Source organism: Paenibacillus sp. 01T424 (genome assembly GCF_056398745.1).
The window spans coordinates 76,182-89,958 of the sequence record NZ_JBFTPZ010000004.1 but is presented as its reverse complement, the minus strand read 5'-3'; the positions used below and the strand labels follow the sequence as shown (position 1 = coordinate 89,958).

The window sequence follows — 13,777 nt, the reverse complement described above, 5'->3', positions numbered from 1 at the left end:
AGCCGCTAAAGTTAAAAATGCATCCTGAAAGTTTGTTACACTTTTCACATAGTTAATCGAAAAATGTTTATGTGTACGTAACAGTCTTATTTCTGCATGAGGCAGAAGGATGTGAATGCGCGTATGACGTAATCGGATTAAACCCTTTGWTTCTATTCTACATCGTTTTCACCAAAAGTTAAAAAGAAATTTATTGCTTTCGGTAAAAAGATTTGGAATATTGCTGACATGAAGCGCAATTCAGTTATGATAATAAAAAACAATGATTAAAAACATACATAAAGGAGTTCTAATATGCAGCCCTATACGCAAAGAGTTGTATCCATCATTAAGGCGATTCCGGAAGGCACCGTAATGACGTATGGTCAAGTCGCAGAACTGGCTGGCAATCGCAGGGGGGCAAGGCAGGTTGTCCGAGTTCTGCATTCGATGAGCGGCATTTATAATCTTCCCTGGCACAGAGTTGTTAATGCAAAAGGGGAGATATCGATTCAAGAGGAGGAAGCTCGTTACATGCAGATCTTTTATTTAAAAGAGGAAGGTGTTGCAGCGAGCGAGGACGGGCGAATTGATTTGGAAAAATACCGCTACAATCCGGAAAGAGAAGAAGAAAGATGACCTTGCCCGGATGAAAATTATGCTTCTTCGCGGTTAAGCGGCTGCGATTAACTTTTTCTAATGAGGCCCCATTTGAAACCCCGTATCCGAACCTTTATTATGGTATAGACCATTCGGAAGGGAGAGAAAGAACATGACAACAGAAATTACACCGGGAAACGTTAGAAACTTCACAGTTTCCACCGAAATCTTTTATAACCAAAGCTTGGATATTTATTCGCAAATGATTTATATCGTACTCAGCTCAAGCACGGCGGATTCCGCATCGCTCACCTTAGACGAGGTTGCCAAAAAAGGCCGTATGACGACAAAACTTGCAATAAAAGCGATGCAAGCCTTAGTTGACGAGCAGCTAATCCCACATAAATTGTTCCGTAAAATGATCGGTGAATTCCAGGATGATCGCTTATCTTGGGCAGCCAAAGGGCTGCTCACGTATTGCAAGGAGCATAAAAACATTACATTGCCTGAGCTCTTAGCACTATCAGATCAATCTGGCGAGGATGAGGTCAGCATTCGGAAGGCATTAATGGAGCTGGAGAGAAACGGTTATTTAGAGGAATTTACGGAATTGAACAAATTGATGCACGGATAGTCGAAAGAATATGCAAAAAAGCCATCAACGTCCTCAGCAAACGGAAGCAGCGTTGTTGGGCACATATAAGCAAAGTAGAAGCAAATGAAATATTTCCTTCTATTTTGAAAGAAGCAGGACCTGCACAGCTGTTGCGCTGTATAGGTCCTGCTTCTTTTTTTGTTTATTGGCGGTCAATTGTACAGCACTATTCTTTCGTTAATTTCTCTAGAATAGCATCACCTTTTGTTCCAACCATTACATACGCGAAGCGGGCATTTTGCTCCGTTTCCAGCCCAGTGCCTTCGGGTACAAAATAAGATTCTATGCCGTACTGGATGGTTCTCCAGCCGCTAGTGGAACCGTTAATAATGATTTCTTTGTCAGCTAAAGGCTCACCTTTTTTATATAAACGATCCAAGTTGTATACGCCGCCCGCACCTTGTTGAAGCACGACCTTAATTCGGCTGTTGCTTGGACGCCTTTCCAGTTCCTGAGCGATGTGATCTGGTGGTGCCGAAATATTGTATTGGAGCGCTACATAATCGCCTTGCAAAATGGATCGTGGATCAAGCGGCACGATGGCCAGCTTAATCGGAGTGCCGCTCGAGAGCAATATTTCGCTTACTGCGGCATGGTAACCGACATAACCGAGCTGCAGCACTACAACGATAGCAATGAGAGCGGGGCTTCTACGCAGCAATCGGCTGAATGAGTCCGCTTGTTCAGACACTGCTGCGCGTGTTCTGTAGGCGTAAATATAAGTAGCTGCTATGATAATCACGCCAAGCAGAGCGAGTGTAATCGACTTGTGCAATAACGTCCAGAACAAGTCGTAATATTTGAACGCAAGGAAAATGAACCAGAATACGAAGCTTATGGCTGCTTCAAGGGCTTGGCTGCGCCTAACAAATAGAAAGGCTGCGATCGTAACTACAATGAAATTCAATATATTAAATAGCTCATATGAGTAAGGGAAAATGTTATCCATAAAGGTTAGCCAAAATAGAAGGAGCAGAGTAAAGAACCAACCGCATTCTCTTACATGAATCTTGAAGGGGCCTTCCCTAAGAAGATGGTGACTAGCATAAATGACTGCATTGAGCGACGTCACAATGAACACGATGAAGGAAGCCGCATTATGAACAGATCCAAATAACTGAAACAGAAGAATAGCGATATTGATATTCAGTAAGGTATAAATAAAGAAATGCGGTACCCTTCCTTGCCATTTGAACCATCCGACAAGCAGTACCGCTATGAAAAAAATAGACAAGGCTGAAGTATCAATCCAAGCGGTAGAGATAAGTCCAGCTATATATCCAATCGTAAGCACGGTGTAGCGTACAGCCGTATTTAAGCGAGTCAGCAGCAGTGTTGGAATAATAAACAGCAGTGACACTACAAATAAAATATTTTCGGGCGGGATTTCACCAGCGGCTAATAGTACTAAGCCTACTAAGGAGATACTGCCAATCAAAACACCGATTACGGTAACGATTGTGAATGCGATTTTGCCAACAAGAGTGCTCTTATGTTCTTCTGATGGATGGGATGCTTGGTCATCTCGTTCATTAGAGCTTGACTGATGCTTGCCGAGCTTGTTTAAGTAACGGAAGAAAAAGACGTTGGCTGTGAGTAATAAAGCGACAAAGAGGAGTCCGAATATAAAAAACAAGGTGGAATAATGCTCGGACATCAGCTCGAAATATTTAAATACAGCGAAAGCGGAAGCAGCCAGCGCGTTAAGGGTAAGCATGATTTTATCCAGGCGAACTTGGGTGAAATAATAGAATCCGAACGCGATTGCCGCAGCGCTTGCGACGTTCATCCATGCGCCATAATGTTCGTATAGATCGGAACTTGTCAAGACGAGCAAAGAAATATGAAAGGCAATAAAGCTAATATATTTAAGCGGCGCTGATGTGAGACGTTTGGATTCTATTAATGCGAATAGAATAAGATTGATAAGCGCAAATAACCAGCCAATCAGCAAAATTTCTTGGTCGCTATGGACGATAGAATACGCGCTTGGGAAAAAGTATTGCCACAGGGTTAGATGAACGAGTATATAGGCAAGGATATAAAAAGGATTAAAGCGGGTAATGAACGCAAGCAGCAGAGCAGGAATGGACCAAACGAGAAACAGCTCATAGGTGTCCGCATGTGAATTATATATTTGATTTAGAAGGGCAACCGCCACGCCAAACGCGACACAGCCGCCGACTAGAAAAGTAACAGACAAAAAATAGTGATGGCCAAGCATTATTTTCATTTTGGAAAAAACGAAAGCTGCGCCATAGAATAACACCATGATGCCGGCAGACGCGAGAATTTTATCGGCGCGGACCAGGCCGCCCCAGTTCGCCGCGAAGAAATAGATGATGGAAGCAAGCAGAAGTGAAACGCCCATTAGAAATCCAACACGTGCAACATTTAATCGAAGCATAGCACTCACAAGCCTTTCTAGTTGATCTGGCTTTTATTATAATGACCCAATCTAAAGTGAACTAGTACTCACTTTTTGTAGTACTGCCTAGCTTAGAGCGAAGCAAGCTCTTATACGATATAACCCGATTTAGCGGTTGATCTAACAAATAAATTTTGAAAGCTGGGCTGTACAAAGGTTTATGAATCAAATGGGTCGTTATTATGCTATTCTTAAGGTTACGAAAGATTTAACTACTAAAGTGCGGAAGAGGTCTATAGATGAGTGAAATAAAGTTTTCGGATTATGCGTTAAGTCAAGAAATCGTTCGAGCGTTGGAGAGCTTGTCCTACGAAACGCCAACGGAGGTGCAGCGCGAGGTTATTCCGGTTGCGCTTGAGCAAAAGGATTTGGTCGTTAAATCACAAACGGGCAGCGGCAAGACGGCAGCCTACGGGATACCATTATGCGAGCTGGTTGATTGGAACGAAAACAAGCCTCAGGTGCTTGTGCTGACACCAACGAGGGAGCTGGCACTGCAAGTCAACGAGGACATTACAAATATCGGCCGTTTCAAGCGGATCAAATCGATGGCTGTCTACGGTAAAGCGCCTTTCCATATCCAAAGAGCGGAGCTTAAGCAAAGAACGCATATGGTCGTAGGGACGCCTGGACGCGTACATGATCATATTGAGCGTGGAACACTCCCCATCGAACGAATCAAATATCTAGTCATCGACGAAGCGGACGAAATGCTGAACATGGGCTTTATCGAGCAGGTACAAGCTATTATACAGCAGCTGCCTACGGATCGAGTGACGATGCTGTTCTCTGCAACGTTCCCTGAGGATGTAGCTAAGCTAGCGCATAGATATATGAACACTCCTGTACAAGTAGAGATCAAGGCAGAGGGGCTTACGACTGCTACGATTGAGCACTCGGTTATTGAGGTGAAGGAAGCAGATAAGTTTAAGCTGCTCCAAGACGTGATGATCGTCGAAAATCCGGACAGCTGTATTATTTTTTGCCGGACACAGGAGAATGTAGATCAAGTGTTCAGACAAATGGCGGAGCTCGAATATCCGTGCGACCGCATCCATGGCGGCATGGAGCAGGATGAGCGTTTTGAAGTAATGAATGCGTTCCGCAGAGGGCAATTCCGTTATTTGGTTGCAACAGATGTAGCAGCGCGAGGCATTGATATTACGAATATTACGCATGTCATCAACTTCGATATTCCGCTGGAGAAGGAAAGTTATGTTCATCGTACGGGCAGAACGGGACGGGCTGGCAAAACGGGTAAAGCGATCACCTTCGCAGCATCTAAGGATGCAAGGCGCCTAGCTGAAATAGAAGGCTACATCGGATTTAGCATTAACAAAGCGAAGGCGCCATCAGAAGAAGCGGTTGACCTTCGCAGAGAAGATTTTGAACAGAAGCTCAATATCGGTCCCGTTCTCAAAAAAGACAAGCGCGAGCAGCTGAACAAACAGATTATGAAGCTTAACTTTAACGGCGGCAAGAAAAAGAAGCTTAGAGCGGTCGATTTTGTTGGAACCATTGCCAAAATAGAAGGCGTGTCCGCGGAAGATATCGGTATTATTACGATTTTGGATAATGTTACCGATGTTGAAATTTTGAATGGCAAAGGCTCGCTAGTGCTGGAGGTTATGCGAAATACGACAGTGAAGGGCAAGCAGCTGAAGGTTCGCAGAGGGAATAAGTCTTAACTAACAGAGCGGATTCACACTAGGGAAATAAAGCGGAATCCTCCATGAAACAAGATAGGGAGATCATCGTGGAAAGCTTCATCTATCAGAATGTTTTGATGGTCGTGGCAGCTATCGTGCTGATTGCTTTGCTGTCCATCGTGTATGTAAGCTGGCGGAACGGCATTTCGCCTATGCCTTCCTCAGCGCCGTTGCGGCGGGTTGTAGTTGATGAGATCAGACGGCTGCAAAGCCGCGGCGTTATGGTGGAGGCGGGCTCTGGCTGGGGTACGCTCGCGCTTCAAGCGGGGAGAACCAGCAGAAACCTGCGGATCATTGGAATCGAAAATTCAGTTATCCCCATGTGGATATCTTTTATGGCTGCGAAACTCGAAAATCGGACGAATGTATCGTTCAAAAAGGGCGACTTGTACACATATTCGTACCGGGATGTGGATATGGTTGTGTGTTACCTCTATCCGAGTGCGATGCGGCGTTTAAGCCCCATTTTTCACGAGCAATTAAAGCCGGGTGCACATGTTATAAGCGTATGTTTTGCGCTGCCGAACTGGGAGCCTGAGCGTACTCTTATTTGCCGCGATATGTATCGGACGAAGGTTTATGTATACAAGGTAAAGTAAACATCATAGAAGGAGGAGCAAATGATGGAGATGGAATTGAAGGAGCAATTTGGCGGCATCGATATTTATTTATTTGATCAGCTGCTGAAGGGATCACTGACTAAGGATATGAGTATTCTTGATGCAGGCTGTGGCTCAGGGAGAAACCTGACGTATTTGCTCCGCAGCGGCTATGATGTATTTGCAATCGATCGATCAGAGACGGCTATTCAAGAGTTGCAGCGGTTAGCGGACTTGATAGCTCCTAAATGGGCGAAAGAGCAGGCACGCGTGGAGGCGGTAGAGCAGATGAGCTTCGCCGATGCCAGCTTTGATTTTATTATTAGCAGCGCGGTTCTGCATTTTGCCGACAATGAGGAGCATTTTGATCAAATGGTTAATGAGCTCTGGCGCGTGCTTAAGCCAGGCGGGAAGCTGTTCGCTAGGTTGGCCTCCTCCATTGGCATGGAGTCCCGTATGCAGCCGCTTGGTGAAGGACAATATCTGCTTCCTGACGGAAGCAGACGTTTTCTGGTTACGGAGGAAAAACTGCTTGGAATGACGGCAAAGCTGAGCGGGCATTTATTCGAGCCGCTCAAAACCGTTATCGTAGCAGACAAACGCTGCATGACTACTTGGTGTGTAGAAAAATCAGGCTAATATGCATGATTACAAATGAAGCCACCAAATACCAGCGCATTCGGGCAGGTGGACGAGCTTGTCCCGCGCTACCCTATCTGCTAATTCATCACTAAAGAAGAAACGTGTTAATTGCTCCGCTTGTTCCACGCTGTCAAAGGTGTAATCCGTTCGTACCCATTTGTGCGAGAATCCATAATCCTGCTCAAGTGCAGCGTAATATTTTTTCAAAAAGTCAGGCGGGTTTGGTGTTTCGAAGCCAGTGCCCATCGTCTCAAAAATAATAATGGTTCCGTTATCGCGGAGCACACGTTTCATTTCGCTCATAACCTGCTGTAGGTTATGCTCCCAGTTTGGTAGATTATCGCTGCCTAAGTAACAAATACTCCAGCCGGAAACGATTAAATCCGCGCTTTGGCTCGCAAGAGGCAGCTCGCGATGATCAGCAGCCTGCGTTCTCCAATTCGTATAGCCAGCAGAACGTAATCGTTCTGCCGCTACGTGCAGCATAGGTTCATACGCATCAAGTGCAACAATCGTTTTGGCCTGATCGGCTAGTACGGCAGTCAGTCTGCCGGAGCCGGCACCAAGATCTACAATATCCAATCCTCTAATTGGTCTTATCTCTTCGATCCAATGCTGCACGCTCGGCTGCTTCGCGATTAATTCATGATAACGCGCCGCTTCCTCCTTATAAATAACATCATGGTCTGGCATCGCAATTCCTCCTCAGTAGGGTTCAAAATGATTCATCCCTAGCTTAAAGGTATACGTAACGGAAAGGTCAATAGCCATGTTTTAAACGGTTGACGTCGGATCAAACTTCTATTCGGCAGTCTCAAATGTATATTCACTTAGGTTATGGATAACGTCATCATCTATGGCAATATCCAGCTGTTTCAACGCGAGTAAAACAGAGCCGACTACAGGCGGGAATTTAGGCTGAACAACGGTGTAGCGCTTGTTGTTTCCTTGCCGAAGCTGCTCGCCCAGCTCGCGAATAAAATAAGGGCTGTTTGCAACGCTGCCTGTGAAAGTAACAGCAACCTCTTCACTATAGAAGGAGGAAGCAATCATCTCGATGCCTACCTTGATTTGATCGATGGCACGGCTGCACACGCGGATCGCGAGAGAGCTTCCACGCTCGGCGGCTTCCGTAACCGCAGGAGCGAACTTCCCAAACTGCTTGTCTCGCGTACGGCGATCATCCGCAAAGCCTTTTTTGGCTATATCAGCAAGCTGCTGGACTGTTGAAACATCCCAATGAACAAGCATGGCCTCGCAAAGCTCATGGTCCGTATCATTACAATTGCCTGCCAGCATCTCATATACAGCATCATAGGCAATAAATCTCGCTGCGCTAGCTGCATAATGGTGAAAATCATAATTGCGAATCAGTTGTCCATCGTCCGTCATGCCTACGATAATCGAGCCTGTTCCAGCGATAACGACGATGCCTTGTTCACCCATTAATGCGCCTCTATGAGCAGAGACCGCATCATTCACATGCCACATCGGGCAGGTAAGTCCCGGAAGCTTTGTTAATGTCTTAATCCATTCGAGGTCAGATGGGGAATCGAAGCCTGCAATACCGGCAACCAGCGCCAGCGCATGCTCAGGAGTACGGCCAGCTTGCTGCAGTGCTTGGGCTATAGCTCCTTGCACATTTTCTGCTGCCATCTCGTCTTTGTAAATAGAGGCGGAGCCTCGTTCCAAATATGAAAGCACATGTCCTCTATGACTGCACACCATGACGCGGGTATGAGTTCCGCCGCCGTCTATTCCAATTACAACCTGCTCTTCTTGAAAATGCATAGGCAGCTCTCCTATTCGTAGTGGCTTGTGCGGCGTCGAACGAACGCTTGGTCAAACTATCGCATTATTTTACTCCAATTTACCAAATAGAGGAAGTGGTGGATTACAAAAAAGTGAGAATGGCTTGCTTAAATACGCAGCGATAGCCTCGTTGTTTATATTGCGTTTAAACAGGCAAGGTAAAGTAGGAACTGTAGTGGAGAGAATAGAGAGATACAGGAGTGATACTGATGAAAAATAAAAATAGCAACGTCAAGCGATTCATAGGGCTGATTATGGAGACGAATCCCCCGAAGATGATGCTGTCTATTGCGGTTATTTTGAGCGTCATTACGACGCTAGTTAGCTTGACCATACCCCTATTCACGAAAAATATGGTTAATGGCTTCTCGCTGGGGTCATTGAGCACGGGGCAAATTGTCTGGATGGCGGCTGCTTTTATCGCGCAGGTTGTGTCTGGAGGCGTGTCTGTTTACCTGCTGCATTACAGCGGCAATAAGATCGTCTCGTCTATCCGAGAGCGGTTATGGAGCAAGCTGCTGCGCTTGCCAGTCCCGTATTATGACAACAAATCCTCCGGTGATACGATTAGTCGGCTGACTAATGATACGGCGCTGCTGAAGGGTCTTATTACGGAGCATGTAACTGGTTTTTTCACAGGCATTTTGTCCATTATCGGTGCATTGTCGATTCTTTTCTATATGAATTGGCAGATGACGCTCATCATGTTAACCGTCTTCCCTTTGGCCGCACTCATTATGGTGCCAATTGGGCGGAAAATGTACAGCATATCCAAATCCACGCAGGCGGAGAACGCAAGATTTACTTCCGTCGTAAATCGTGTGGTGTCGGAGATTCGGCTGGTTAAAGCATCCGGCTCGGAGCCTGCTGAATATGAGCAAGGACGCGTCGGCATTCAGAATTTGTTTGGTTTTGGTTTAAAGGAAGCTCGCATGCAGGCGCTTATTTCACCAATCGTCACTTTTATCATCTTATTGCTGCTGGTATGCTTAATCGGCTTTGGCGGTGTTCAAGTATCATCAGGTAAGATGACTGCGGGTGAATTAGTCGCCTTTATTATGTATCTGTTCCAAATCATGCTGCCGATCACGCAGATCTCACAATTTTTTACGCAATTTCAGAAGGCAATGGGCGCGACGGACAGCATTATTGGTATATTAGAATCCGATGAAGAAGATCAAGATAATGGCAAGGAAGTAACTCAGATGGACCAAACCTTGCAGGTGGAAAATGTATCATTTGCCTATAAGCCCGATGAGCCAATCCTGCGTGATGTGAGCCTGACGATTGAAGCGGGCAAAGTAACTGCTCTGGTTGGCCCGAGCGGCAGCGGCAAAACGACGCTATTCTCGCTGCTGGAGAGGTTCTACGACCCGACATCCGGGGCGATTAGGCTTGGCGGAACAGACATCCGCGACGCGTCTCTGCGTTCATGGCGCAGCCAGATTGGCTACGTTTCGCAGGAGAGCCCAATTATCGCAGGCACGATCAAAGACAATTTATGCTACGGTCTGACGCATGAGGTGACGCAGCAGGAAATCGAGCAGGCTGCACGAATGGCTTATGCAGACGGCTTTATTGAAGCATTGCCTGAGAGCTATGAAACCGAAGTTGGCGAGCGCGGCATTAAGCTATCGGGTGGGCAGCGGCAGCGGATTGCCATTGCAAGGGCGCTGCTGCGTGATCCGCAAATCCTTATGCTCGACGAAGCGACGTCTAATCTCGACAGCAAGTCAGAAGAAGTGGTGCAGGACGCGCTGAAAAATCTAATGATCGGACGGACCACTGTCGTTATCGCCCATCGCTTGTCGACGGTTGTTGATGCGGATTCGATCGTTTTCCTAGAGAAAGGCGTCATTACCGGGGTAGGAACGCATGATCAATTGTATGCTAGCCATACCATGTATCGAGAATTCGCTAATGGACAGCTTCGAGTCAATAAAACGGCTTCTTAAGTAAGCAGAGAAGAGGGTGGAGAAATGGGCTATGTGCTGATTGTAGACGATGATCCGCATATTCGTGAGCTGGTTCGGGTTATTTTGGAGAAAGAGGCTTTAAGCGTGCAGGAGGCTCCGGATGGGCAATCGGCGCTTGCTCAAATGGAAGCCTCTCCGGCAGATATGGTCATATTGGATATTATGATGCCGAATATGGACGGCTGGGAGCTGTGCCGTGAGCTGCGGGAGCAGTACGATATTCCGCTGCTCATGCTGACGGCCAAGGGAGAAATGGGCGATAAGGTGCGAGGGTTCCACCTCGGAACGGACGATTATTTAGTAAAGCCGTTTGATCCCGCGGAGCTGACTGTCAGAGTTAAAGCGCTATTGAAGCGTTACCGAATCGCGGTGTCGCAGCAGGTTTCCGTAGCGGAGATCATGCTCGATCGGCAGACTTATGAAGTGAAGATTCATTCGGATTATACGACGCTTCCTCCGAAGGAATTTGAGCTGCTGTTCAAGCTCGTTAGCCATCTAGGCCGTACATTGACACGCAACCAACTGATCGAAGCGATTTGGGGCTATGATTTTGACGGCAACGAACGAACGCTGGATGTACACATCAATCGGCTGCGTGAGCGTTTTGTCGCTTGGGAGGTATCGATTAAGATCAGTACGATCCGTGGACTCGGTTATCGGCTGGAGGTACTCCAATGAATCGTAAAATGTCAAAATGGGAAGTTTCACTGCGTGTTGTAGGAGCTACATCGATGGTATTCCTACTGAGCGGAAGTGCCTTCTCACTGGCGTATTGGTTGACGAAGTGGTTTTACACGAGACATGAGGTCCGCTTTCCTGAATATATAGTGCAGCTGGTGAACTGGGGACTGGGCATTTTATTTATCATTGTGCTTTTCGCTATCGTTAATTTGGTGATACGACCGAAGCAGAGGGAAGTTTGGGTTGAAATGATCGATGCGCTAAAACGAATGGCAAAGGGAGATTTCAACGTGGCCTTGGATCGTGACAAGAAATTTCATGGCCAATTCGGGGACGTTATTCAGTCCATCAACGATATGGCGCATGACCTGAAGCAGGTAGAGCTGCTTCGTCAGGAGTTTATTTCTAACGTATCGCATGAAATTCAATCACCTCTGACCTCGATACGCGGATTTGCGAGCACGCTGCAGCGCGAGGACCTTAGCCCTGAGGAGCAGCGTCATTACTTGTCGATTATTGAGCAGGAAACGACGCGGTTGTCCAAAATAAGCGACAATCTGCTTAAGCTGACAACGCTCGAATCCGAGCAGCAGCAGCTGGACACGAAGCGATACAGGCTCGATGCGCAGCTTGAGAACATTGTGCTCGCTAGTGAGCCTCAGTGGCTGGACAAAGCACTTGAGCTTGAACTGGAGCTAGAGGAAGTAGAAATTGCGGCGAGCGAAGAGATGCTTAGTCAGGTTTGGGTAAACCTCTTTCATAATGCGATTAAATTTACACCTGCCAAAGGGAGCATTAAGATTGTACTGGAGCGCCTAGGTGATGAGGTCAAAGTAAAGATTACAGACACGGGTATTGGCATTTCTTCGGAGGATCAGCTCCGCATCTTTGAACGTTTCTATAAGGGTGACAAGCAGCGGACGAGAACGGCTGATGGCAGCGGATTAGGCTTGTCGATCGTCCATAAAATCGTTGAGCTCCACCACGGGAATATTCGTGTAGACAGCAGGTTGAATGAGGGTTCTTCTTTTGAGGTGACGCTGCCGATTACTTAGCAGCCAGCTATTCATATAAAGTGCCTTGAAACGACAACGAGTTCTGTTCTTCCATATATTACACTCGACTGTTTTGTTTCAAAATAGCCATATGAGGTTAATCATAGCTATATCGAATGACAGAGAGGGGCAAAAAAATATGGGTTTATTATGGACATTAATCGTTGGCGGAGTAATTGGTTGGTTAGGTGGTTTGCTTGTTGGGCGCGACGTACCGGGAGGAATTATCGGTAACATCGTAGCTGGCTTCATCGGAGCTTGGTTAGGTACGCTAATTCTTGGCTCGTGGGGACCGACGATGGGCGGATTTGCTCTCATCCCGGCTATCATTGGAGCTGTTGTAGTCGTACTGCTGCTAAGTGCAATCTTGCGAGGAACACGACGCGCGTAGTCTAATCTTTACCTAAACTTGATAAAACCGTTGTTGAAGTAGTAACGTATACTTCAATAGCGGTTTTTCTGCGTGTAGATATTGATACGGCAAGGGGAGAGGTTAAAAGGCATGCTCATATTCGTTAGTATCATTGCGGTAGTCATAGTTGTTGTGTATTTGGTCCTCCAGTATTACCCTGCTTTTGGGGCAGCACAATCAAAGGAGCGGCGGCAGCAGTTAAGCCGTTCGAACCAATATGGCCGTAAAAAATTTATAAATGCGATTCCTACAGCCATGGATACGACAACAAGCGAGAAGCTGAAGCTGCTCGTTCAATTTATGAAAGGCAATAAGATGGCTAGGCCAAGCAAAGCGCTAGTCGTTGAGTCGATGAGTGAAGGATATGGTGCCGGGCAGCATCAGCCTAAGCTGACATGGTTTGGCCATTCTGCAGCTTTGCTTGCAATCGACGGGAAAACCCTGCTGCTTGATCCGATGTTCGGCAAAGCGCCGTCCCCGTTTCCGTTTATAGGCGGTAAAAGATTCAGTGATAAGCTGCCGTTTGAGATGGAGCAGCTTCCGATGATTGATGCGGTACTCATTTCACATGATCATTACGATCATTTGGACTATGGCTCGATCGTAAAGCTTAAGGATAAGGTGAGACGCTTTATTGTTCCGCTTGGTGTTGCGCCTCATTTGGTAAGATGGGGAGTAGATCCATCCCTTATAGAGGAGCATGATTGGTGGGATGAGTTTTCATATGAGGGGATTCAACTCGCTTGTACGCCTGCAAGACATTTCTCAGGTAGAAGTTTAACGGATCGCGATGCAACGCTTTGGTGCTCTTGGGTAATACATGGCCGGGAGGCACGCATCTTCTTCAGCGGAGATAGCGGCTATGGTCCTCACTTTAAAGAAATTGGCGACAAATACGGACCCTTCGATCTCACATTAATGGAATGTGGACAGTATGATGAGCGCTGGGCAGCTATCCATATGATGCCGGAAGAAACGGTACAGGCTCACTTGGACGTACGCGGAAAGATTATGATTCCGATACACTGGGGTGCATTCACACTTGCCATGCATGATTGGACCGACCCTGTGGAGCGAGCGGTAAAGGCAGCTAAGGAGATGAAAACACGCATTTCGACTCCGAAAATCGGAGAGACTGTACTGCTTCAAGCGGCTGAGTACCCATCCTCAGCGTGGTGGCGGTAGCTTATATATTTATAGCTGAAAAGCTTATAAAACATAGCAGGGGC

General features: G+C 46.7%; 13 protein-coding genes. 10 read left to right on the top strand and 3 right to left on the bottom strand.

Going from position 1 to position 13,777, the window contains the following annotated elements; genetic code table 11:
- The first annotated feature begins 294 nt into the window (after positions 1 to 294).
- Together AC1DPK_RS04995 and AC1DPK_RS04990 are read left to right on the top strand one after the other, a co-directional pair.
- Positions 295 to 618, top strand: coding sequence for an MGMT family protein (locus AC1DPK_RS04995; RefSeq protein WP_339205605.1), 324 nt, complete (start codon positions 295 to 297; stop codon positions 616 to 618).
- 133 nt (positions 619 to 751) lie between these two features.
- A complete protein-coding gene (locus AC1DPK_RS04990; protein ID WP_441878385.1) occupies positions 752 to 1,213 on the top strand; it encodes a hypothetical protein in 462 nt (153 codons plus the stop codon).
- 187 nt (positions 1,214 to 1,400) lie between these two features.
- On the opposite strand, the gene AC1DPK_RS04985 is transcribed toward AC1DPK_RS04990, so the two are convergent.
- A complete protein-coding gene (locus AC1DPK_RS04985) occupies positions 1,401 to 3,641 on the bottom strand; it encodes a GDYXXLXY domain-containing protein (RefSeq protein WP_477509527.1) in 2,241 nt (746 codons plus the stop codon).
- Positions 3,642 to 3,901: 260 nt separating this feature from the next.
- On the opposite strand from AC1DPK_RS04985, the gene AC1DPK_RS04980 reads away from it, so the two are divergent.
- Genes AC1DPK_RS04980 through AC1DPK_RS04970 form a run of 3 tightly spaced genes read left to right on the top strand, consistent with a single transcriptional unit; the run spans position 3,902 to position 6,609 of the window.
- Positions 3,902 to 5,350, top strand: coding sequence for a DEAD/DEAH box helicase (locus AC1DPK_RS04980; protein WP_477509526.1), 1,449 nt, complete (start codon positions 3,902 to 3,904; stop codon positions 5,348 to 5,350).
- A gap of 44 nt (positions 5,351 to 5,394) precedes the next feature.
- Positions 5,395 to 5,970: a class I SAM-dependent methyltransferase gene (locus AC1DPK_RS04975; protein WP_441878391.1), complete on the top strand. Its 576-nt coding sequence runs from the start codon at positions 5,395 to 5,397 to the stop codon at positions 5,968 to 5,970.
- A gap of 21 nt (positions 5,971 to 5,991) precedes the next feature.
- Positions 5,992 to 6,609: a class I SAM-dependent methyltransferase gene (locus tag AC1DPK_RS04970; protein ID WP_477509525.1), complete on the top strand. Its 618-nt coding sequence runs from the start codon at positions 5,992 to 5,994 to the stop codon at positions 6,607 to 6,609.
- A gap of 9 nt (positions 6,610 to 6,618) precedes the next feature.
- Here AC1DPK_RS04970 and AC1DPK_RS04965 read toward each other — a convergent pair whose 3' ends face one another.
- Positions 6,619 to 7,305: a class I SAM-dependent methyltransferase gene (locus tag AC1DPK_RS04965; protein WP_477509524.1), complete on the bottom strand. Its 687-nt coding sequence runs from the start codon at positions 7,303 to 7,305 to the stop codon at positions 6,619 to 6,621.
- Between the two features lie 108 nt (positions 7,306 to 7,413).
- Positions 7,414 to 8,403 carry a BadF/BadG/BcrA/BcrD ATPase family protein gene (locus AC1DPK_RS04960; RefSeq protein ID WP_477509523.1) on the bottom strand — a complete coding sequence of 330 codons (990 nt, stop codon included), beginning with the start codon at positions 8,401 to 8,403 and terminating at the stop codon, positions 7,414 to 7,416.
- A gap of 230 nt (positions 8,404 to 8,633) precedes the next feature.
- On the opposite strand from AC1DPK_RS04960, the gene AC1DPK_RS04955 reads away from it, so the two are divergent.
- From AC1DPK_RS04955 to AC1DPK_RS04935, 5 genes are all read left to right on the top strand, one after another.
- On the top strand, positions 8,634 to 10,379 hold the full coding sequence (locus tag AC1DPK_RS04955; protein ID WP_477509522.1) for an ABC transporter ATP-binding protein: 1,746 nt from the start codon (positions 8,634 to 8,636) through the stop codon (positions 10,377 to 10,379).
- A 24-nt stretch (positions 10,380 to 10,403) separates the two neighbouring features.
- Entirely contained in the window at positions 10,404 to 11,078 is a 675-nt protein-coding gene (locus AC1DPK_RS04950) for a response regulator transcription factor (protein WP_339205592.1), read from the top strand.
- On the top strand, positions 11,075 to 12,136 hold the full coding sequence (locus AC1DPK_RS04945; protein ID WP_477509521.1) for a sensor histidine kinase: 1,062 nt from the start codon (positions 11,075 to 11,077) through the stop codon (positions 12,134 to 12,136). The genes AC1DPK_RS04950 and AC1DPK_RS04945 overlap by 4 nt, the downstream gene beginning before the upstream one ends.
- Before the next feature lie 139 nt (positions 12,137 to 12,275).
- Complete coding sequence (locus AC1DPK_RS04940) at positions 12,276 to 12,527, top strand: GlsB/YeaQ/YmgE family stress response membrane protein (RefSeq protein WP_076266420.1); 252 nt, start codon at positions 12,276 to 12,278, stop codon at positions 12,525 to 12,527.
- Between the two features lie 276 nt (positions 12,528 to 12,803).
- Positions 12,804 to 13,733: an MBL fold metallo-hydrolase gene (locus AC1DPK_RS04935; RefSeq protein ID WP_441958508.1), complete on the top strand. Its 930-nt coding sequence runs from the start codon at positions 12,804 to 12,806 to the stop codon at positions 13,731 to 13,733.
- The last annotated feature ends 44 nt before the right edge of the window (positions 13,734 to 13,777 follow it).